The organism is Mycolicibacterium sp. XJ870 (assembly GCF_053483975.1).
Genome location: NZ_JBEFTI010000001.1, coordinates 635,037 through 655,906 on the forward strand (window position 1 = coordinate 635,037; position 20,870 = coordinate 655,906).

Here is a 20,870-nt window from a genome sequence, read left to right on the forward strand (position 1 = left end):
AGTGTGTCGGTGCAACGTAACGCTGGAGATATCGCCCACGATGACAAGTTCGGGAGACCGTCTCGACGCTGTCGTTGCTGAGGCAGTGGCCGGCGATCGGAACGCGCTCCAGGAAGTGCTGAAGATCATTCGGCCGATCATCGTGCGGTATTGCCGCGCGCGGGTCGGTGCAACAGAGCGAAGTGGTCTCTCAGCGGATGACGTTGCGCAGGAGGTTTGCTTGGCCGCCATAACGGCGCTGCCGCGCTACAAGGATCAGGGACGCCCGTTCCTGGCCTTTGTGTATGGCATCGCTGCGCACAAGGTTGCTGACGCGCACCGCGCGGCAGCCAGGAATCGCGCTGAGCCCACCGAAGTGGTCCCGGAGCGCTTCTCCCTTGACGTCGGTCCCGAGCAGTCCGCTCTTGACTCCGAATCCTCTGCGCGCATGGCCAAATTGCTCTCGGTGTTGCCCGACAAGCAGCGCGAAATTCTGATCCTGCGGGTCGTGGTGGGCATGAGCGCCGAGGAGACTGCCGAAGCTGTCGGCAGCACCGCCGGCGCGGTGCGGGTCGCTCAGCATCGGGCGCTGGCCCGGCTCAAGTCGGAAATCCTGGCGACGGGACGTGACCATGCCTGACTTCGGCCGCTGGACCGCCAATGGCGGAGACCCGTCGCTCAACGAGATCAACCGCACCGACCGGTTCATCGAGGCACTCTCGCTGGAGCGCCCGGTGTATTCGACCGACCCCGAAGAGGCCGAACTGGCCTACCTGCTGGCCGGCTGGCGCGACGATGCGCGCCAGGCGCCGATGTCGGGGATCCTCACGCCGCACGAAGCGGTCGCAGCTCTCGATCGCGCGACGCCGCGCAACCGCACCCACTTTCCGATGGCTGTGGTGGGTTCGGTGGCCGCGGCGATGCTGTGCCTCGGCGGCTTCGGTGCGGCGGTCTACGGCGCCGGCCCCGGTGATGCGCTCTACGGCGTGCGCAGTGTGCTGTTCGGCGACCAGATCAAGCGCGATGTCCAGGTGGAACTCGCCTCCAACGAGCTCCAGCAGGTGCAGCAGCTGATCGATCAAGGCCAGTGGCAGGAGGCGCAGGAGAAGCTGCAGACCCTCACCACCACGGTGGCAACCGTCGACGACACCGCGCAGAAGCAGGAACTCGTCGACCAGTGGCAGCAGCTGTCGGTGAAGGTGGAAAACCGCGACGCGAATGCGACGGTGCCGCCGGACGCGCCGCCCGTGGTGCTGCCCGAGGTGACCGTGACGACCAGCCCGGCGACGGAGACGACGGCCCCGCCCACATCCGACTCGGCCACGCCGCCGTCGGAAACGACGCCGACCACTGTGCCCTCGGAGACGCCGACATCGTCGCCGAGCGCCACACCGCCGACCACACCGGCGACCACACCACCCTCGGAGACCACCGCACCGGCGACCACCGCACCGGCGACCACTGTGCCGGCCACCACGTCGCCGGCACCTACGTCGTCCAATCCGGCGGTGGAACTACCGCCGCCCGCAGAGGTGCCGACCGAGACGCCTACAACACCGGCTCCGGTCGTCACGAGTGAGCCCGTGACCGAAACTACGGTCGCGCCGCCGGCAGACACCACGACCACCGTGTTGCCAGATGTCACGATCCCGACGGAGGCGGAAACCGAACCGGAAGAGGGCGGCCGGGGCGGCGGCGGTCAGGGCGGCGGCGGTCAGCAGAAGGAACCGGAGTTGCCGGTCATCGAACTGCCCCTGTTACCGGGGCTGGGCGGCGGCGGTCAGCGGTAGCCGTCGGATTCCGACGTGGCCTCGTTGAGTGAGGCGTCGGCGTAGCCGCGGCAGTAGTCCCACGTCACGTATGCATCGGGTTCCGGGTCGTAGGCAGGCTCGTGCGGGCGCACGGTGCCGTCGACCAGGAGCTGTAGCAGGTTGGCCCGCAGCATGTCCCAATCGTGGTAGTGGTCCTGCTGGCATTCGTCGCAGCACACCACCAGGCCGCGGATGCCCTTGTGTGCCAGCAACGCCTCGTACACCGCAAGGTCGGCAAGGTCAGCCTCGACCGCCGTTCGCTCCTGGGGATCCAGTGGCTGACCTGGCTCGATCGCGTCGAGGGCAGCCGAAGGGTCACACGGATCGTCGGCAAAGGGATCGGGCGGCAAACCAGGTGGGAGGTGGTCACGCACGGCTCCACACTACGCAGCCGCACAGGTATCGCGCCAGCCGTCCAATACGCAACGAAGCGGCAACGTCGCGGCCGCTGGGCGAGCCGATAAGATTGCTTCACAAGCTCTGCCTGCGCCCGTCTCTGGAGGCCCCGCACATGTCGATCGCTGAAAGCAGCGTTCCCATCGCCGTACCGGTGCCGACCGGTGGCGACGATCCCACCAAGATCGCCATGCTCGGCCTCACATTCGATGACGTGCTGCTGTTGCCTGCGGCATCGGATGTGGTGCCCGCCACAGCCGACACCTCCAGCCAGTTGACGAAGAAGATCAGGCTGCGGGTGCCGCTGGTCAGTTCGGCGATGGACACCGTCACCGAGTCGCGGATGGCGATCGCGATGGCGCGGGCCGGCGGTATGGGTGTGCTGCATCGCAATCTGCCGGTCGCCGAGCAGGCCGGGCAGGTGGAAACGGTCAAGCGGTCCGAGGCCGGCATGGTCACCGACCCGGTCACCTGCTCGCCGGACAACACCCTGGCCGAAGTCGACGCGATGTGCGCGCGGTTCCGCATCTCGGGGCTTCCCGTGGTCGACGACACCGGCGAGCTGGTCGGCATCATCACCAACCGCGACATGCGCTTCGAGGTCGATCTGAACAAGCCGGTGTCCGAGGTGATGACCAAGGTGCCGTTGATCACCGCGCAGGAGGGTGTCTCGGCCGAGGCCGCGCTCGGGCTGTTGCGCAGGCACAAGATCGAGAAACTTCCCATCGTGGACGGGCACGGCAAGCTGACCGGGCTGATCACCGTCAAGGACTTCGTCAAGACCGAGCAGTTTCCGTTGTCCACCAAGGACAGTGACGGCCGGCTGCTGGTCGGTGCCGCCGTCGGCGTCGGCGACGACGCCTGGACGCGGTCGATGACGTTGGTCGACGCCGGGGTCGACGTGCTGATCGTCGACACCGCCCACGCGCACAACCGTGGCGTGCTCGACATGGTGCACCGGCTCAAAACCGTTGTGGGGGACCGCGTCGAGGTGGTCGGCGGCAACGTCGCAACCCGTGCCGCCGCCGCGGCGTTGGTCCAGGCCGGCGCCGACGCGGTGAAGGTGGGTGTCGGGCCGGGCTCGATCTGCACCACCCGCGTTGTCGCCGGTGTCGGTGCCCCGCAGATCACCGCGATCCTGGAAGCGGTCGCGGCGTGCAGGCCCTACGGCGTGCCGGTGATCGCCGACGGCGGTCTGCAGTACTCCGGCGACATCGCCAAGGCGCTGGCCGCCGGCGCGTCGACCGCGATGCTGGGTTCGCTGCTGGCCGGCACCGCAGAATCGCCCGGCGAGCTGATCTTCGTCAACGGCAAACAGTTCAAGAGCTACCGCGGCATGGGTTCCCTGGGTGCCATGCAGGGCCGCGGGAGTGGCAAGTCCTACTCCAAAGACCGCTACTTCCAGGACGACGTGCTCTCCGAGGACAAGCTGGTGCCCGAGGGGATCGAGGGCCGGGTGCCGTTCCGCGGGCCGTTGTCGACGGTGATCCATCAGCTCACCGGCGGATTGCGGGCGGCCATGGGCTACACCGGGTCCGCCACGATCGAACACTTGCAGCAGGCGCAGTTCGTGCAGATCACCGCGGCCGGGTTGAAGGAAAGCCACCCGCACGACATCGCGATGACGGTCGAAGCGCCCAACTACTACGCCCGCTAGGGGAGCTCATGCGTGACATGGTTGAAATCGGCATGGGCCGAACCGCCCGCCGCACATATGAGCTCGACGACATCACGATCGTGCCGTCGCGCCGCACCCGGTCGTCGAAGGACGTGTCGACGACCTGGCAGCTCGACGCCTACCGGTTCGATATCCCGGTCCTCGCGCATCCGACCGATGCGTTGGTGTCGGTGGAGTTCGCGATCGAGATGGGCCGGCTCGGCGGGCTCGGTGTGCTCAACGGCGAGGGTTTGATCGGCAGGCACGCCGACGTCGAGGAAAAGATCGCCCAGGTGCTCGAGGCTGCCGCCAAGGAGCCGGAACCCTCCGCCGCGATCCGGCTGCTTCAGCAGTTGCACGCTGCACCACTGGATCCGGAGTTGTTGGGCGCGGCCGTATCCCGCATCCGTGAGGCGGGGGTGACGACGGCGGTTCGGGTCAGCCCGCAGAACGCACAGGCGTTGACGCCGACGCTGGTGGCCGCGGGCATCGACCTGCTGGTGATCCAGGGCACGATCATTTCTGCCGAACGGGTTGCGTCCGATGGCGAGCCGCTGAACCTGAAGACCTTCATCTCCGAACTCGACGTACCGGTGGTGGCAGGCGGCGTGCTGGATCACCGGACGGCGTTGCACCTGATGCGCACCGGCGCGGCCGGCGTCATCGTCGGCTACGGCTCTACGTCGGGCGTGACCACCAGCGACGAAGTGCTGGGCATCAGCGTGCCGATGGCCACCGCGATCGCCGATGCTGCCGCGGCGCGCCGCGAGTACCTCGACGAGACAGGCGGCCGCTACGTGCACGTGCTCGCCGACGGCGACATCCACAGCTCCGGCGACCTGGCCAAGGCCGTCGCCTGTGGTGCTGACGCGGTGGTGCTGGGCACGCCGCTGGCGACCTCGGCCGAGGCGCTGGGCGGAGGCTGGTTCTGGCCCGCGGCGGCTGCTCATCCGTCGCTGCCGCGCGGCGCCCTGCTGCAGGTGGCCCTCGGGGAGCGGCCCTCGCTCGAACAGGTGCTCACCGGGCCGTCCGACGACCCGTTCGGCTCGCTGAACCTGGTCGGCGGGCTGCGCCGGTCGATGGCGAAGGCCGGCTACTGCGATCTCAAGGAGTTCCAGAAGGTCGGCTTGACGGTGGGTTCCTGACTTTCGCCGAGCAGACAGAGAATCGCATTACCGTGGCATGTTTTGTGCGAGTCTGCGTCTGCTCGGCGGCGTCAACCGGCCAGCCGCGCAGCTGAGAGGTGGTAGGCGATGCGGTCCGCCATCCGGCTGGGGTACCTCCGAACATCGTGAGCCACGATCGGAATGACGGTCCACGCCCGCTCTTGAATGCCGGCGAACCGCACCTTGTCGTCGATCATCTTGGTGGGCCCCGCGTGCCAGTCGAGGCTCTCGTATTCCGCGGCGACTCGTGCCTCGGGCCAAGCGAAATCGACTCGCCAGGTTTGCCCCTGCCGGCCGTGGATTTCATATTGGAGTTCGGGGAGCGGCAGACCGTGGTCGATCATGGCCAACCGTGCCTCGCTTTCCATCGCGGATTCGGCACGGCCGTCGGCATATTCGAGGAGCTCTCGTACGGCGACGATGCCGCGCCGCCCCCGCTGCTCGTGCACCGCCTTGGCCAAGTCGGTGGGATTGCACTGCAGAGTGTGAAGTGCCCCGTCTAGCGCAGCGAGTGCGCGGGGCCGCGACAGTTGCCGGGCGATCTCGACCGCTGTCCACGCTGGGGCGGTTGCGAGACGTCCGGAAACCCGCCGCAGGGGCGCGCCGAGCCGTTGATGAACCATTAGGCCGACGGTTGGCCGCAGGCGCCTGCCGGGGTCGAGCATGTGAATCGCCGTCGTGTTTTCGAAGTCGAAGCCGTACAGCTCGGCGGCGGTACCCATGCATACGACCGCCTCACCACCCATATACAGGTCGAGCGCAGCTAGTCGCCCCAGTAGATCCGGCTTCGCCGCGGCATATATGCCGTACCAGACGCGCACGAGTCCGCCATTGCGCACTTGGACGTCCAGCTGTTGACGTGTCATCACGGTTAGCAGCTGCTGCGTGGTGGCGAATCCGCCGAGCTCGTCCAACAGCGTCAGCGCCCTAGCCATCGCAGCTGTTGCAGTCATTTTCGAATACTGCGTCGCCGGGCACTGCTCCCGCCGCACTACTTCCGGTGCCTGTGGATGAACTTCGGCTTGTGGATAACTCCCTCTGGCCGAGCAGACAGAGAATCGCATTACCGTGGCATGTTTTGTGCGAGTCTGCGTCTGCTCGGCGAAGGAACTCGCCGCGGGCTCCTTTACAAGTTAGGGCCTCCTGTCTAGAAAGTTACCTACCGGTAGCGTCATACTGATCCAATGAAGCCTGACTACGACGTCTTGGTTATCGGTTCGGGATTTGGCGGCAGCGTCAGCGCGCTGAGGCTCACCGAGAAGGGCTACCGGGTAGGCGTGCTTGAGGCCGGACAACGGTTCGGGGATGCCGATTTCGCAAAAACCTCGTGGGACCTGCGCAAGTTCCTGTGGGCGCCACAGTTCGGCATGTACGGCATCCAGCGCATCCACCTGCTGCGCAACTGCATGATCCTGGCCGGCGCCGGCGTCGGAGGCGGATCCCTCAACTACGCGAACACGCTTTACGTGCCACCGGAGCCGTTCTTCAACGATGCGCAGTGGAAGGGCATCACCGATTGGCGTGCGGAGCTGATGCCGCACTACGACCAGGCGCAGCGGATGCTGGGCGTGGTCACCAACCCGACGTTCACCGACGCCGACCGGGTGATGAAAGAGGTCGCCGACGACATGGGCTGCGGGGACACGTTCGTACCCACACCTGTCGGGGTGTTCTTCGGTCCCGACGGGAAGAAGACGCCCGGCAAGACGGTGCCCGACCCATACTTCGGCGGTGCGGGGCCGGCCCGTACCGGCTGCCTCGAATGCGGCGAATGCATGACCGGATGCCGCCACGGAGCCAAGAACACCCTCGTCAAGAACTACCTCGGGCTGGCGGAATCTGCTGGGGCGCAGGTGCATCCGATGACGACCGTGACCAGCTTCGAGCAGCGTCCGGACGGGCTGTGGGAGGTCACCACGGTGCGGACCGGGCGCAAGCTGCGCCGCAAGCCCAAGAAGTTCACCGCGACGCATCTGATCCTGGCGGCCGGCACGTACAACACCCAGAAGCTGTTGTTCAAGATGCGCGACCGGGGCAAGCTGGCCAAGCTGTCCGCCAAACTCGGCGTGCTGACCCGCACCAACTCCGAGTCGATCGTCGGCGCCGGACGGCTTTCCGTCGCACCGGATTTGGATCTCACGCACGGGGTGGCGATCACCTCGTCGATCCATCCGACCGCCGATACCCACGTCGAACCGGTGCGCTACGGCAAGGGCTCGAATGCGATGGGCCTGTTGCAAACCCTGATGACCGACGGCGCCGGGCCGCAGGGCACCGACGTGCCGCGTTGGCGGCAGTTCTTCACTCAGGCCGGTGAGAACCCGCGTGAGCTGGTGCGGTTGCTCAACCCGAGCCGTTGGAGTGAGCGCACCGTAATCGCGTTGGTGATGCAGCATCTGGACAACTCGATCACCACGTTCACCAAGCGCGGCCCGCTGGGCGTGCGGCTGATGTCCTCGAAGCAGGGCCACGGGGAGCCGAACCCGACGTGGATCCCGGCAGGCAACGAGGTCACCCGTCGCATCGCCGAAAAGATCGACGGCGTGGCGGGCGGGACCTGGGGCGAACTGTTCAACATCCCGCTGACCGCCCACTTCCTCGGTGGCGCGGCCATCGGCGACAGCCCGGAGCGCGGCGTCATCGACCCGTACCAGCGGGTGTACAGCTACCCGACGCTCTACGTCATGGACGGCACCGCGATCTCGGCCAATCTCGGTGTGAATCCCTCACTTTCGATCACCGCGCAGGCGGAGCGGGCAGCATCCCTGTGGCCCAACAAGGGGCAGGACGATCAGCGCCCGGCGCAGGGCGAACCGTACCGACGGCTGGAGCCGATCGCCCCCGAGCATCCGGTGGTACCGGCAGAAGCCCCCGCCGGCCTGCGCCGGCTTCCCATCGAACCGGTGAGCTCGGCTGGTTAAATCGCAAGTAAGTTTGGGTATGTAACTCCCGTCCAGCCGTGACGGCCGGACAGAAGGAGCTTGTAGTGCGTACCGCCTTCCATGACGAGTTGTCATCCCTGTGCGTGCAGTTGGGCGAGATGTGCGGCCTGGCCGTGAGTGCGATGGACCGAGCGACGCGGGCCTTGCTCGACGCCGATCTGGCCTTGGCCGAACAGGTCATCGCCGATCGCGAGCACATCGCCGCCCGCAACCGGCACATCGAGGAGGCGGCGTTCAAGTTGCTTGCGCTACAGCAGCCCGTGGCAGGCGATCTGCGAACGGTCGTCGGCTCCATCCATGTCGCTGCCGACATCGACCGGATGGGCGCGCTTGCGGTGCACATCGCGAGCATCTCGCGGCTGCGCCATCCGGACTGCGCGCTGCCGGACGATGTGCGTGCGAGCTTCGCCGAGATGGGGGCCAGGTGCATTCAGATCGCCAGGACGGCACAGGACGTGCTGGTCTCGCGTGATCCCCAGATCGCCGCACGCCTGCGTGAGGAGGACGATGCCGTCGACGCCGAGCACCGTCACCTGTTCACGCTGCTGATGGACCACAACTGGCAGGACGGGGTGTGCTCCGCAGTCGATGTCGCGCTGCTCGGCCGGTATTACGAACGTTTCGCCGACCATGCGGTCGAGATCGGTAAGCGAGTGGTGTTCGAGGCCACCGGCGGCCTGCCCGTGCACAAGAAGATGGCCTGACTACGCGCCTGAAGGGACCGATTCCAGTAGCGCGGTGATCAGCCGCGCGAGCAGGTCCGCGTCGATGGTTCCGGGCCGGAGCACTTCTTCCATCGCGATTCCGGCGGTGATGGTGACGACCAGTTGGGCCAGACCGGACAACTGATCACTCGGTAGCGCGGTGCCGGACGCCTTGACGACGTCGAGTGCCTGCTCGGCGGCCGCGCGGCGCCGCTCGATCAGGCGGTCGCGCAGTTGCGGATCACGCATGGCGCGCAGCCAGTACTCCATGAGCACGATGTGGTACTCGGTCTCGTCGTGGATCGAGTCCAGCATTGACCGGCTCAACGCGTCCGCGGCCGCCGCGGTATCTCCACCACCACTGTTGAACGCGGTGACGATCAACTCGCTACGGGTCTCGAACTGCCGGTCGAGGAGGGCGAGGAACAGCTCGTCCTTGGTCCCGAAGTTGGAGTAGACCGCGCCCTTTGTGAACCCGGCGGCGTGGCCGATGGCATCGATGGTGGCCCCGGCGAATCCTTCAGCTGCGAAGACTTCCAACGCTGCGTCCAGGATTCGGTCGCGGACCTCGTCGCGGGTGGGACGGATACGTGCGGGTTTGACAGGCGACATACGTGAAAGCATACTCGCTGGTATCGATTGGATACTGATGAGTATCGAAAGGCGCGCGCAGATGGATGACGCTGCTGCAGAGCAGGAGCCCGACGACCCCGGGGAACCTCAAGACGGCGAGGAGGGCCATGCCACTGAACCGCCACCGCTGATCACCGCGACCGGACTCGGCGTGGACGGCGAGCACGGGCCGCTGTTCGAGAACGTCGACCTTGAGCTCACCCCCGGCTTCCACGCCGTCCAGATGCCCGGAGGGTGGGGGCAGACCGCACTGCTGCTGACGCTGGCGGGCCGGCTCAAGCCGAACTACGGCACGGTGACCGTGAACGGAGATACGCAGCCCCGCGAAATCCGCGGGCACTGCTCGATCGCGGCCTTCGCCGACATCGACGAGCTAGAGGAGTCGGTGACCGTGGAGACCGTGCTCGCAGAGCAGCGCCGATGGCTGGCACCGTGGTACCGGCGGGTGCCGGCCGATGCCGGCGACGCCGCGTTGAGTGATGTGTTCGGTGACATTCCGCCGCCGTCTGCGAGGACGTACATCAGTGAGCTGTCCGACCTGGAACTGTTCCTGCTGCGGGTCACGCTGGCGCTGTTCTCAAACCGTCCGATCCTGGTGGTCGGCGACCTTGAGCAGGTCCGCGACAACGCCCGGCGGGCGATCGCGGTCGAGCGGCTCGGTGCCATCGCAACACAACGCACTGTCGTTGTCGGCGTGACCAATCCGCTCGGCACCGACGCTCCCGACCATGGCCTCCATGATCACCGCATTCTGACCGGAAAGGACTGATGATGCCAGCTGGGCTTGCCTTCGGCTCGGAAATCAAACGTTTCGCCCGAAGCCGGATGACCCGGGCGGCGATCGTGGTGCTGATGCTGCTGCCGCTGGTGTACGGCGCGCTGTACCTGTGGGCGTACTGGGATCCGTTCGGTCAGGTGGACAAAATGCCGGTGGCACTTGTCAATTCCGATCGTGGCGCCGACGTCTCCGGACAACACCTGGATGCCGGTGCTGAGATCGCCAAGAGCCTCACCGATGACGGCAGCATGGACTGGCACGTCGTCGACCCCGACGAGGCGCGCACCGGAGTCGAACACGGCGAGTACTACTTCATGCTCGAATTACCCGCTGACTTCAGTGAAGCGATCGCATCGCCGCTGACCGGGGAACCGAAGCAGGCCGATCTGATCGCCGTCTACAACGACGCCAACAACTACATCTCGTCGAACATCGGCCGCACCGCCATCGACCAGGTGCTCAATGCCGTGTCGACGCGGATTTCCGGGCAGGCGGTCAATCAGGTGCTGTCCGTGGTGGTCACCTCCGGTGCCGGGATCGAGCAAGCCGCCGACGGTGCCCGGCAACTGGCCGACGGGGCAGTGCAGGTCGATGACGGTGCCGGTCAGCTGACGGCCGGACTTCATACCGCCCGCTCTGGCTCGGCGCAGCTCGCCACCGGCGCCAAGCAGCTATCCGACGGCATCACCAAGGCCACCGACCCGCTGGTCGCGGTGACCAAAGCGATGTCGCAGATCGGCGGCGACACCGAGAAACTGCAGCAGGGCGCCACCGCACTGCGGCAGGCCAACGACCAGATCGGGGGTATCGCCGCTGCACAGGACACCGCCGCCAACTCACTCTCACCGGTGATCGATCAGCTGTCGGCCAGCCGGGACCCGTTGGCCAACAATGCCGCCGGGACATTGCGGGGGATACAGGACCAGCTCCGTGCGCAGCAGTTCACCCCGCAGATCCGCCAACAACTCACCGACGCGGAGAACGCCGCGATCTCGATGACGTCGACCCTGCGTACCCCGGGCAGCCCGCTGAGCTCCGGCCTCGACCACGTCGGCGCCAAGAACCAGGAGCTCACGAACAAGCTGAACCAGCTCCGCAACGGAGCCCAGCAGCTCGCCTCGGGGAACACTGAATTAGCAAGTGGCATTGCCGAACTCGACAACGGTGCCGGGCAGCTGAAGTCGGGCACCGGGCAGTTGCGGGCCGGATCGGGTGAGCTGGCGACCAAGCTCGCCGACGGTGCCGAACAGGTTCCCGACTGGAGCAGCCAGCAGAAGGATGCGATCGCCGACACGATCGGCGGTCCGGTTCACCTGGAAACCGCGCATGAGAACGCCGCACCCAACTTCGGCACGGGCATGGCACCGTTCTTCATCACGCTGGCCCTGTTCTTCGGCGCGCTCGTGCTGTGGATGGTGTTGCGGCCGTTGCAGAACCGCCCGATCGCCGCCGAGGTGCCCGCGATCCGCGTGGTGCTCGCCAGCTACTTGCCTGCGGCGGTGATCGGGATCTTCCAGGCGATCATCTTGTACTGCGTGGTGCGATTCGCTCTTGGCATGCAGGTCACGCACCCCGTGGCGATGCTGGCGTTCATGATGCTGATCTCGTGTGCGTTCATCGCGGCCACCCAGGCCGTCAATGCACTCCTCGGTCCCGCGGTGGGGCGCGTGCTGATCATGGCGTTGCTCATGCTGCAGCTGGTCAGTGCCGGCGGGATGTACCCGGTGGAAACCACCTCGCGACCCTTCCAGACTTTGCACCACTATGACCCGATGACCTACGGAGTCAACGGATTACGCCAACTCATCCTTGGCGGCATCGACTTCCGGTTGTGGCAGGCGATCATCACGCTGCTCTGCATCTGCGCTGGTGCACTGTTGATCTCGTCACTGTCCGCCCGGCGCAACCGGCTCTGGAACCTCACCAGGCTGATGCCGGCGATCAAGATGTGATCAGCAGTGCGGCGTCGCCGAGGGGCCGGCTGCGACGCCCGTGCACGTCGACCGGGACGTCACCGGTCAGCGTGACGCGGTGCATGACGCGGTGCTGGTCGTCGTAGTCGTCGACCGCACGGTGCTGGGTGGCCTGGTTGTCCCAGATCGCCACATCGCCCGGCGCCCAGTTCCAGCGGATGGTGTTCTCCGGCATGGTGATGCGACGCTGAAGCAATTCCAGCAGGGTCGCCGACTCGTGGCTGTCCAGGCCGAGAAAGCCGCGCGCGAAATCGCCTGCCACCAGCGTGCGCTCACCTGTTTCCGGATGGACCCGCACCACCGGATGTTCGGTGCGGAAATCCGGCTTCTCGAATGCGGCCCGCATGAGCTGTTGTTCTTCGGACAGCGTGATTGTGGACGCCGCGGCGTAATCGAAGCGATTGCTGTGCAACGCCCACAGATTCTCAGTGAGGTGCTTGAGCGGTTCGGGCAGTGCGTCGTAGGCCGCGGCGGTCGAGGCCCACAGTGTCGAGCCGCCGTAGCTGGGCAAGGTGACCGCCCGCAGAATCGACGCGGCAGGGTAATTGGGCGTGAACGTGACGTCGGTGTGCCAGCGGGTCGCTTTGGCGTACTCGGAGTCGATCGGCGTGATGATCGATTCCTGCCCCATGGCCTGGCCGATCGTCGGGTGGCCGACGGGGGTGCCGAGTAGGCCGGCGAAGGCGTGGTGCTCGTCATCGGTCAGGTGCTGCTGGTTGCGGAAGAAGATCACCTTGTGGCGCAGGAGGGCGCCTCGGATCTGGCTCACCACATCAGCGCTGAGATCGCCGCACAGGCGCACGCCATCGATGCGGGCGCCGATCCGGCTTCCGAGCTTTGTCACGGTCAGAGTGGCGGTGGCGGGAGCAGTCATCGGCGATATCCTTTGCGCTGGTCAGCTCTGGTGTAGTCAAGTGACTACACCGTGATGTCGGCTAGTGTAGCCACATGACTACACCCATGCCACCGGCCAAGGCCGCGGCGAGTCCGGTGGGCCGGGAGGAAGTCGTCGCCGCAGCGTTGGCCGCTGCAGCAGACCTGTTCGCCGAGCGCGGGCCGGTGGCAACGTCCATCCGTGACATCGCCACCCGGTCCAACGTGAACCACGGGCTGATCTACCGCCACTTCGGCACCAAGGAACGACTGGTCGGTGCGGTGCTCGACCACCTCGGTGCCACGCTGACGACTCACCTCCAGGAGGGCGCCCCTCCCGACGTGGTCGAGCGGACGATGGATCAGCACATGCGGGTGATGGCCAGGGCGTTACTCGATGGCTATCCGGTCGGCCAGTTGCAGACCCAGTTTCCGGGCGTCACGATGTTGCTCGAGCGGGTGCTGCCGCGGTTTGACGACCAGCGCAGCGGTCGCCTCGCTGTTGCCAACGCCGTTGCCCTGCAATTGGGTTGGCGTCTGTTCGAACCGTTCCTGCGGTCAGCCCTTGGCATCGAGGAGATGACCGTTGACGACGTGCGCGAAGCGGTCAACGCCGAAATCGCGCGACTGCTCGAACCTTGACGGATCAGCCCGCGCGGTGACGCATCGGCTCCCGTCCCGGCGGCTGCGGCGGGGGTGGCAATAACGGTTGACGCGGTTGCACCGCAACAGTTGTCGGCGTTTGGGTGCTCAGGACGAGGTCTTTACCGGCATGCCGGATGGCCAGTGAGTGGTCAGGCCCGTCGCGCACCGTGTAGGTGACCTCGGAGTGGTCGGCTTGCACGGTCACCCGAAAATCCTTCCAGCGCAAGCGGAAACGCAGGCACGCGATGCCATCTGGCAGATGTGGGTCGATGGACAATATGCCTTCGTCGTCGCGCAGCCCACCGAATCCGGCGACCAGCGCGGTCCAGGAGCCTGCCAGCGACGCCATGTGCAGCCCGTCGCGGGTGTTGTTGTGCAGATCGCGTAGATCGATCATGGCGGCCTCGTAGGCATAGTCGTGCGCGAGCTCCAAATGACCGACATCGGCACACATCACCGCCTGCGTGCAGGCCGACAGCGACGAGTCACGCGTGGTGCGTCGCTCGTAGTAGTCGACGTTGCGGGCCTTCTGTTCTGGCGTGAAGGCGTGGCTCTGCCACTGCATCGCCAGCACCAGGTCGGCCTGCTTGAGCACCTGGGCCGGATAGAGCCGCACGTAGGGTTCGTTCATCAGCAGCGGGTAGGTCGTGTTCGCCTTGAAATCCCATTCGGCGAGCGTGGTGAAGCCCTCGCACTGCGGGTGGACGCCAAGCTCCTCGTCGTAGGGGATGTGGGCGGCATCAGCCGCGTCCCGCCAGGCCGCGGTCTCCTCGGTGGTCACCCTCATCTCATAGGACGCATCGGGGTGGCGGGTGCACGCGTCGGCAGCCACCCGCAGGTTGTGCGCCGCCATCAGATTGGTGAACACGTTGTCGCGCACCACCGCGGTGTATTCGTCGGGCCCGGTCACCCCGTCCAGATGCCATACCCCGTGGCGGTCGTGGTGGCCGAGCGACATCCACAACCGCGCGGTGTCCACGAGCACCGCAAGGCCGCATTCCTTTTCCAACGAATCATCGCCGGTGACAACGCGATACCGCTCGATGGCCATCGCGATATCGGCGTTGATATGCCAGGCCGCGGTGCCGGCCGGCCAATACGCCGAGCATTCCTCACCCCGGATGGTCCGCCACGGAAAGCTCGCGCCCTTCAGATCGAGGAGCGCTGCCCGCTCCCGGGCCAGCTCAAGTGTGGACGCCCGCCACCGCAGCGCGTCGGCGGCCGCCTGCGGTTTCGTGTAGGTCAGCACCGGCAGTACGAAACCCTCGGTGTCCCAGAAGGCGTGGCCGTCATAGCCGGTTCCGGTGAGCCCCTTTCCAGCGATGGCGCGCCGCTCGGCCCGGGCGCTGGCCTGCAGGACGTGGAACAGTCCGAAGCGCACCGCCTGTTGGCAGTCGGGGTCGCCCTCGACCTCGACGTCGGCGGAGTCCCAGAAATCGTCGAGGTAGGCACGTTGGGAGTCCAGCAGGCCCTGCCACCCGCTGTAGCGTGCGCCGGTGATGGCGCCGGCAACCTGATCGCGCAGCGCCGGACGGGACCGCAGGCTCGACCACCCGTACGCGAGATATTTGATGATGCGCAGCCTCTGACCGGGGCGCAGGCCGCAGATGACGGTGGTGTGCGCCAGATCTTCAAAGGCGTCGGTGCTGACCTCGACGCGGCCGGGCACCTCGACGTCGTGATCCATCGCGGCCGCCATCATCAGCCCACTGCCGCGGGTGCGGTGCACCAGAAGCGCGCCGTGCTGGGTGTTCTCGTGATGGACGGCCTGCAGCGGATGCTTGAGGACCGCCGAGACACGTGGATCGTCCGTCGTCTCGGGTTGGTCCTCGTTGGTGACGAGCTCGGATTGCACTGTGACACGGACGAATTCGTCGATGGCCTCGACGATGTACTCAATGGCGGCGACACCGCGGTGCGCGAGCGACACCAGCCGGGTGGAGACGATGCGTACCTGCTTGCCCGCCGGTGATCGCCAGTGGGCGTGCCGGGTCAGCGTCCCGCCCCGCAGGTCCAGCGTCCGTTCATGGCCGATCAGTTCGCCGTAGCGCACGTCGAACGGCTCGTCATCGACCAGCAGCCGCAGGATCTTGCCGTTGGTGACGTCGACGACGGTCTGGCCGCCCTCGGGATAACCGAACCCCGCTTCGGCATAGGGCAGTGGGCGCACCTCGAAGAACCCGGCGAGGTAGGTACCGGGAAGACCGTGCGGTTCGCCCTCGTCGAGGTTGCCGCGCAGCCCGATATGTCCGTTGGACAGTGCGAACAGCGATTCGGACTGCGCCAGCAGATTCAGGTCGAGCCGGGTTTCGCGCACCTGCCAGGGCTCGACCGGGTAGGCATCGTGGGTGATCATCATGTCGCTACAGCAGCTCGGCCAGATCGGTGACCACGATGTCGGCGCCGTCGCGGCGCAGCTGCTCGGCCTGCCCCACCCGGTCGACCCCGACCACGAAGCCGAACTTCCCGGCGTGCCCGGCGGCGACCCCGGACAGGGCGTCCTCGAACACCGCGGCGTGCTCCGGTGAGACGTCGAGCAGTTCGGCGGCCCGCAGAAAACTGTCGGGCGCCGGCTTGCCGGCAATGTGTTCGTCACGCATCGTCACACCATCAACCCGGTGCTCGATGAACTCGGCCAGTCCCGTGATTTCGAGCACCTCGCGGGTATTGGCGCTGGAAGACACCACGGCGCGCCGGAGCCCGGCCGCTGTCGCTGCTTCCAGATACCGCCGGGATCCGTCGAACACTTCGACACCCTCCTCACGCAGGGTCTTGTGGAACATTGCGTTCTTGCGGTTGCCCAGGCCGTGCACGGATTCGGTGTCGTCGGTGTCGTCCGGCCCGCCTTCGGGCAACTCGATGTCCCGGCTGGCCAGAAACGACCGGACCCCGTCCTCCCGGCGCTTGCCGTCGACGTACTGCAGATAGTCGGACGCGATGTCGAACGGGACGAACTGTTCCCCGGTGCGTTCGGCGCGCTTCCGAAGGTAGTCGTCGAACATGGCCTTCCAGGCCTTCTTGTGCACGCTCGCCGTGTCGGTGAGCACGCCGTCGAGATCGAACAGGCACGCCGTTATCTGCTCTGGCAGGCCCAGCACAGACAAACCCCGCTTCCGGTAGCCAACAGGACTTACTTCACCATGCCCATTTTCGGGCGCTGACATACCGGCAATGAGATTTCTGGTCGGTGCCGCTCAGGCCGCACCAGCCAAACGGACACCCGACCTGTGGCGCCGCAGACGGAATCAGCGCAGCTCTTAGACTGAACCGGTGGCAACACCAACTCCCCGCCCTGTCCTCGTCGTGGACTTCGGCGCCCAGTACGCCCAACTGATCGCGCGCCGGGTCCGTGAGGCGCGGGTGTACTCCGAGGTCGTCCCGCACACCGCCAGTGTCGAAGACATCAAGGCCAAGGACCCGCAGGCCATCGTGCTGTCGGGTGGGCCGGCCAGCGTGTACTCCGACGGAGCGCCGCAGCTCGATCCCGCTCTGTTCGACCTTGACGTGCCGGTATTCGGCATCTGCTATGGCTTTCAGGCCATGGCCCAGGCGCTCGGCGGCACCGTCGAGCACACCGGCACCAGCGAATACGGCCGGACCGAACTGAACGTGTCCGGCGGTGACCTGCACTCGGAACTGCCCGCGATCCAGCCGGTGTGGATGAGCCACGGCGACGCGGTCACCGCCGCGCCGGAGGGCTTCGACGTCGTCGCCTCAAGCGCGGGCGCCCCGGTCGCCGGGTTCGAGAACCGCGCGCGCCGCCTGGCCGGCGTGCAATATCACCCGGAGGTCTTGCATTCCCCGCATGGGCAGCAGGTGCTCAGCCGGTTTCTGCACGAGTTCGCCGGTATCGGCGCGACCTGGACGGCCGCCAACATCGCCGAGCAACTGATCGAGGAGGTGCGGGCACAGATCGGCGACGGCCGGGCCATCTGCGGGCTGTCCGGTGGCGTCGACTCCGCGGTGGCCGCCGCACTCGTGCAACGTGCCATCGGTGATCGGTTGACGTGTGTGTTCGTCGACCACGGCCTGCTGCGAGCCGGGGAGCGCGCGCAGGTCCAACGCGATTTCGTCGCCGCGACCGGCGCCAAGTTGGTCACCGTCGACGTCGCCGACCGCTTCCTGGACGCGTTGACCGGGGTGACCAACCCTGAGGGCAAACGTAAGATCATCGGCCGGGAGTTCATCCGGGCGTTCGAGGGCGCGGTGCGCGACACCCTGGGCTCCAGCGGGGGCGAGATCGATTACCTCGTCCAGGGCACGCTGTATCCCGACGTCGTCGAATCCGGCGGCGGCACCGGCACGGCCAACATCAAGAGCCACCACAACGTCGGCGGCCTGCCCGACGACCTCAAGTTCAAACTCGTCGAACCGCTGCGCCTGCTGTTCAAGGACGAGGTGCGTGCGGTCGGCCGGGAGCTCGGTCTGCCCGAGGAAATCGTTGGGCGCCAACCCTTCCCGGGCCCGGGTCTCGGTATCCGCATCGTCGGCGAGGTGACGGCACCGCGGCTGGACACGCTGCGCAGCGCCGATGCCATCGTCCGGGAAGAGCTCACCGCCGCGAGCCTGGACCATCAGATCTGGCAGTGCCCGGTGGTGCTGCTGGCCGACGTCCGTTCGGTCGGCGTGCAGGGTGACGGGCGTACCTACGGCCATCCGATCGTGCTGCGGCCGGTGTCGAGCGAGGACGCCATGACCGCGGACTGGACGCGGGTGCCCTACGAAGTGCTGGAACGGATTTCGACGCGCATCACCAACGAGGTGCCCGAGGTCAACCGGGTGGTGCTCGACATCACCAGCAAGCCGCCCGGCACCATCGAGTGGGAGTAATTCTCCCCGCGCCTTCTTCCGCGAGCAGACACGCAGGCCCCCGGGAACACGCTTTCCCGGGGGCTTTCACGTCTGCTCGCCGGGCTCGGTCGCAGCCTTCTCGAGGTATTCGGTCAACATCTGACTGACAACCGACTCGATGGTCGATTCGATGGAGGATGCGAGGGTCGCACTGACCGCGGCGACGGCCTGGGTCCGGAACCGCACCAGCATCGTGATCAGTTCGGCCACTTCGGTATCGGCGGGTAGCGACTCGCCCGGCTTGATCTTCTCGGCCACCTGGTCGACGCCCGCGCGCACCAGGATCGAGCTGATCTCATCGAGGTGGGGCACCACCTGTTCGTGAATGTCGATCAGGGTGTCGATCCCGACGCCGTACTGGCGGATCTCGTTGAACGCCTCGATCAGCTTGGGCCGCACCACGATTGCGTCGGAGTCGTCTAGCCGGATCACTCCGTTTCCGACCAGTCGATCGAAGGCGGCCCCGTCACCGATCAGGCGTCTGGCCTCGGCGAGCGGCATCCGCTGCGACTTCTCGGTCGCCCAGTTGCCCGCGATCGCATCCTCCAGGCCCAGCACATCGCCGATGTCCTTGCCTTGTTCCCACGCCGAGAGCATCTCGTGGACGTGGGCGATGTTGTAGCCCCGATCCAGCATCGACGTGATGAGGCGAAGCCGGGTCAGGTGGGTGTCGTTGAACAACGCGATGCGGCCGACTCGCAGCGGTGGATGCAGCAGGCCTCGGTCGCGGTACACCCGGATGTTGCGGGTGGTGGTGCCGGCGAGCTGTGCGAGCTCCTCGATGCGGTATTCACCGAATGCCGCCGCGCCGTGCGGCTGCACGGCCGCGTCGAACAGCTGGGATACCGCTGTTTCGACGACGTCGCGGCTGCTGCGGCGGATCTGCCTGGGCGCCCGACGCAGGCTTGTCAGGATGCTCGATATCGCGCTCGCCTGCTGACGGGGCTGCTTGGCGGGAGGCATCAGGCCGAGGAACAGATCGCGACCGACGCATCGTGCGCAGCCACGTTGTAGTCACCGAACCGGAAATCCCGCATCTGTCGAAGATACTGCGTGGCGAACCCGGGGTACATCGAGGCATTGAATCCGTCGGCGGTCAGATACCAGCTGTTGCAGCCGGTCATCCACGTGGTCTTGGTCAGCCTTTTCTGCAGCCAGGTGTTGTACCGCTGCTGCACGTCGGCACGCACATCCAGGTAGCGCAGATTGTTGCGCAGGACCGTGCTGATGCCTCTGACCGCATAGTCGATCTGGCCCTCGACGTAAACCAGCAGAGAGTTGTGGCCCGGCCCGGAGTTCGGACCGGTCATGATGAACAGATTCGGATAGCCGTGTGCGTTGATGCTCTTGTAAGCCTGTGCGCCGCTGGACCATTCGTCGGCCAGCGAGCGTCCGCCCAGGCCGGTGACCGGATACGGCGGGCCGGTCAGGTGCACGTCGAAGCCCGTGGCGAACACGACGGCGTCCAAGTGGTGTTCGATGCCGTCGCTGGTGCGGATACCTACCGGGCTCATCGTGGCGATCGGCCAGTCGATGAGCTTGCAGTTGTCCCGTTGCAGCGCGGGGTAGTAATCGCTGGAGACCAGCATGCGCTTGCAGCCCGGAGTGAAGTCCGGGGTCAGCTGCCTGCGCAGCCACGGGTCGGCGACCTGACGGCGCAGGTGCGCCTTGCCGAGGCGCGCAACCAGCCCGGTCAGCGGGGTATCCCACACCATCGCCGTTGCGCTGGCCTCATGACCCCAGAACAGTATCTGTCGGGCAAGTTGTTGGGCCGCAGGCACTTTCGCGAACAATGTCCGTGCTACCGGAGGCGTGGCGATATCCAGCCGCGGAATCACCCAGCCCGGGGTCCGCTGGAACACCTTGACGAAGCCCGCCGTCTTCACCAGTTCCGGGATGATCTGCACGGCGCTCGCGCCGGTGCCGATGACGGCGACGCGCTTGCCGGTGAAGTCGTAGTCGTGGTCCCAGCGGGCACTGTGGATCTTGTGGCCCGTGTAGGTGTCGAGGCCGCGGATGTCGGGCCATTTGTGGTCGGGCAGGGGACCGGAGGCCAGCACGACGGTGCGGGCCCGATATTGCCTACTGCCTGTGGTCTTCACGATCCAGACGCCGTCGGTCTCGTCGAACGCGAGCCCGTTGACCTCGACTCCGAACTGGATGCGGGGTCGCAGACCGAAGGTGTCGACCATGTCCTCGATGTGCTGGCGTATTTCGTCGGCCGGAGAGTATGCGCGGGACCAGTCCGGGTTCTTGACGAACGAGAACGAGTACAGCAACGACGGAATATCGCATGCCGCACCGGGATAGGTGTTGTCCCGCCACGTGCCGCCGACGCGGTCCGAGCGATCGAGGATGACGAAATCGTCGACGCCGGCCTCGATGAGCTTGACGGCCGTGCCTATCCCGGTGAATCCGGCTCCGACAATGAGCGTGTCGTAGGTGGTGCGCACACGAGGAGC

Annotated in this window: 18 protein-coding genes; 10 read left to right on the forward strand and 8 right to left on the reverse strand. The window is 66.3% G+C overall.

The features are described 5' to 3' along the window. Positions 1-40 precede the first annotated feature (40 nt). Entirely contained in the window at positions 41-619 is a 579-nt protein-coding gene (locus ABQF30_RS03160) for a sigma-70 family RNA polymerase sigma factor (RefSeq protein WP_448461001.1), read from the forward strand. Beyond that, positions 612-1,769, forward strand: a complete 1,158-nt coding sequence (locus tag ABQF30_RS03165) for an anti-sigma-D factor RsdA (protein ID WP_448461003.1) — start codon at positions 612-614, stop codon at positions 1,767-1,769. Before ABQF30_RS03160 ends, ABQF30_RS03165 begins: the two co-directional genes overlap by 8 nt. Here the strand turns inward: ABQF30_RS03165 and ABQF30_RS03170 are convergent. After that, positions 1,760-2,164 (reverse strand): DUF5319 domain-containing protein, encoded by a 405-nt coding sequence (locus ABQF30_RS03170; protein ID WP_071026514.1) that lies wholly within the window; start codon positions 2,162-2,164, stop codon positions 1,760-1,762. The genes ABQF30_RS03165 and ABQF30_RS03170 overlap by 10 nt on opposite strands. Positions 2,165-2,301: 137 nt before the next feature. Between ABQF30_RS03170 and guaB the strand changes: the two genes are divergently transcribed. Continuing rightward, on the forward strand, positions 2,302-3,843 hold the full coding sequence (gene guaB, locus ABQF30_RS03175) for an IMP dehydrogenase (protein ID WP_448461005.1): 1,542 nt from the start codon (positions 2,302-2,304) through the stop codon (positions 3,841-3,843). A gap of 17 nt (positions 3,844-3,860) precedes the next feature. Beyond that, entirely contained in the window at positions 3,861-4,988 is a 1,128-nt protein-coding gene (locus ABQF30_RS03180) for a GuaB3 family IMP dehydrogenase-related protein (RefSeq protein WP_448463399.1), read from the forward strand. A 71-nt stretch (positions 4,989-5,059) separates the two neighbouring features. Here ABQF30_RS03180 and ABQF30_RS03185 read toward each other — a convergent pair whose 3' ends face one another. Then, positions 5,060-5,962 carry a type IV toxin-antitoxin system AbiEi family antitoxin gene (locus tag ABQF30_RS03185; RefSeq protein ID WP_448461007.1) on the reverse strand — a complete coding sequence of 301 codons (903 nt, stop codon included), beginning with the start codon at positions 5,960-5,962 and terminating at the stop codon, positions 5,060-5,062. 231 nt (positions 5,963-6,193) lie between these two features. On the opposite strand from ABQF30_RS03185, the gene ABQF30_RS03190 reads away from it, so the two are divergent. Then, positions 6,194-7,930, forward strand: coding sequence for a GMC oxidoreductase (locus tag ABQF30_RS03190; RefSeq protein WP_448461008.1), 1,737 nt, complete (start codon positions 6,194-6,196; stop codon positions 7,928-7,930). Positions 7,931-7,995: 65 nt separating this feature from the next. After that, the gene (phoU, locus tag ABQF30_RS03195; RefSeq protein WP_448461009.1) at positions 7,996-8,655 is read left to right on the forward strand and encodes a phosphate signaling complex protein PhoU; all 660 of its coding nucleotides are present in this window, start codon (positions 7,996-7,998) and stop codon (positions 8,653-8,655) included. On the opposite strand, the gene ABQF30_RS03200 is transcribed toward phoU, so the two are convergent. Further along, positions 8,656-9,279: a TetR/AcrR family transcriptional regulator gene (locus ABQF30_RS03200; RefSeq protein WP_448461011.1), complete on the reverse strand. Its 624-nt coding sequence runs from the start codon at positions 9,277-9,279 to the stop codon at positions 8,656-8,658. Positions 9,280-9,328: 49 nt separating this feature from the next. On the opposite strand from ABQF30_RS03200, the gene ABQF30_RS03205 reads away from it, so the two are divergent. Both ABQF30_RS03205 and ABQF30_RS03210 read left to right on the forward strand, forming a co-directional pair. Continuing rightward, the gene (locus tag ABQF30_RS03205) at positions 9,329-10,057 is read left to right on the forward strand and encodes a P-loop NTPase family protein (RefSeq protein ID WP_448461013.1); all 729 of its coding nucleotides are present in this window, start codon (positions 9,329-9,331) and stop codon (positions 10,055-10,057) included. Positions 10,058-10,059: 2 nt separating this feature from the next. Then, a complete protein-coding gene (locus tag ABQF30_RS03210) occupies positions 10,060-12,018 on the forward strand; it encodes a YhgE/Pip family protein (protein ID WP_448461015.1) in 1,959 nt (652 codons plus the stop codon). Here the strand turns inward: ABQF30_RS03210 and ABQF30_RS03215 are convergent. Next, entirely contained in the window at positions 12,008-12,913 is a 906-nt protein-coding gene (locus ABQF30_RS03215) for a TauD/TfdA dioxygenase family protein (RefSeq protein ID WP_448461017.1), read from the reverse strand. The genes ABQF30_RS03210 and ABQF30_RS03215 overlap by 11 nt on opposite strands. A gap of 74 nt (positions 12,914-12,987) precedes the next feature. Between ABQF30_RS03215 and ABQF30_RS03220 the strand changes: the two genes are divergently transcribed. Continuing rightward, a complete protein-coding gene (locus ABQF30_RS03220; protein ID WP_448461018.1) occupies positions 12,988-13,554 on the forward strand; it encodes a TetR/AcrR family transcriptional regulator in 567 nt (188 codons plus the stop codon). A 4-nt stretch (positions 13,555-13,558) separates the two neighbouring features. Here ABQF30_RS03220 and ABQF30_RS03225 read toward each other — a convergent pair whose 3' ends face one another. Next, a complete protein-coding gene (locus ABQF30_RS03225) occupies positions 13,559-15,913 on the reverse strand; it encodes a glycoside hydrolase family 65 protein (RefSeq protein WP_448463401.1) in 2,355 nt (784 codons plus the stop codon). Between the two features lie 7 nt (positions 15,914-15,920). Then, entirely contained in the window at positions 15,921-16,655 is a 735-nt protein-coding gene (locus ABQF30_RS03230; protein WP_448461020.1) for a beta-phosphoglucomutase family hydrolase, read from the reverse strand. A 172-nt stretch (positions 16,656-16,827) separates the two neighbouring features. Here ABQF30_RS03230 and guaA point away from each other — a divergent pair, with 172 nt between their 5' ends. Beyond that, the gene (gene guaA / locus ABQF30_RS03235) at positions 16,828-18,387 is read left to right on the forward strand and encodes a glutamine-hydrolyzing GMP synthase (protein WP_448461022.1); all 1,560 of its coding nucleotides are present in this window, start codon (positions 16,828-16,830) and stop codon (positions 18,385-18,387) included. A 66-nt stretch (positions 18,388-18,453) separates the two neighbouring features. Here the strand turns inward: guaA and ABQF30_RS03240 are convergent, their stop codons facing one another. Further along, entirely contained in the window at positions 18,454-19,371 is a 918-nt protein-coding gene (locus ABQF30_RS03240) for a MerR family transcriptional regulator (RefSeq protein WP_448461024.1), read from the reverse strand. Continuing rightward, on the reverse strand, positions 19,371-20,861 hold the full coding sequence (locus tag ABQF30_RS03245; protein ID WP_448461026.1) for a flavin-containing monooxygenase: 1,491 nt from the start codon (positions 20,859-20,861) through the stop codon (positions 19,371-19,373). The genes ABQF30_RS03240 and ABQF30_RS03245 overlap by 1 nt, the downstream gene beginning before the upstream one ends. Positions 20,862-20,870 lie beyond the last annotated feature (9 nt).

Excerpts from the sequence above, each read along its gene's own strand:
- ABQF30_RS03160 (WP_448461001.1), top strand. The coding sequence starts at position 41 with ATGACAAGTTCGGGAGACCGTCTCGACGCTGTCGTTGCTGAGGCAGTG.
- ABQF30_RS03215 (WP_448461017.1), bottom strand. The coding sequence starts at position 12,913 with ATGACTGCTCCCGCCACCGCCACTCTGACCGTGACAAAGCTCGGAAGC.
- ABQF30_RS03180 (WP_448463399.1), top strand. The coding sequence starts at position 3,861 with ATGGTTGAAATCGGCATGGGCCGAACCGCCCGCCGCACATATGAGCTC.
- ABQF30_RS03200 (WP_448461011.1), bottom strand. The coding sequence starts at position 9,279 with ATGCTTTCACGTATGTCGCCTGTCAAACCCGCACGTATCCGTCCCACC.
- guaB (WP_448461005.1), top strand. The coding sequence starts at position 2,302 with ATGTCGATCGCTGAAAGCAGCGTTCCCATCGCCGTACCGGTGCCGACC.
- ABQF30_RS03210 (WP_448461015.1), top strand. The coding sequence starts at position 10,060 with ATGCCAGCTGGGCTTGCCTTCGGCTCGGAAATCAAACGTTTCGCCCGA.
- ABQF30_RS03205 (WP_448461013.1), top strand. The coding sequence starts at position 9,329 with ATGGATGACGCTGCTGCAGAGCAGGAGCCCGACGACCCCGGGGAACCT.
- ABQF30_RS03165 (WP_448461003.1), top strand. The coding sequence starts at position 612 with ATGCCTGACTTCGGCCGCTGGACCGCCAATGGCGGAGACCCGTCGCTC.
- ABQF30_RS03225 (WP_448463401.1), bottom strand. The coding sequence starts at position 15,913 with ATGATCACCCACGATGCCTACCCGGTCGAGCCCTGGCAGGTGCGCGAA.
- ABQF30_RS03185 (WP_448461007.1), bottom strand. The coding sequence starts at position 5,962 with ATGACTGCAACAGCTGCGATGGCTAGGGCGCTGACGCTGTTGGACGAG.
- ABQF30_RS03220 (WP_448461018.1), top strand. The coding sequence starts at position 12,988 with ATGACTACACCCATGCCACCGGCCAAGGCCGCGGCGAGTCCGGTGGGC.
- ABQF30_RS03190 (WP_448461008.1), top strand. The coding sequence starts at position 6,194 with ATGAAGCCTGACTACGACGTCTTGGTTATCGGTTCGGGATTTGGCGGC.
- ABQF30_RS03240 (WP_448461024.1), bottom strand. The coding sequence starts at position 19,371 with ATGCCTCCCGCCAAGCAGCCCCGTCAGCAGGCGAGCGCGATATCGAGC.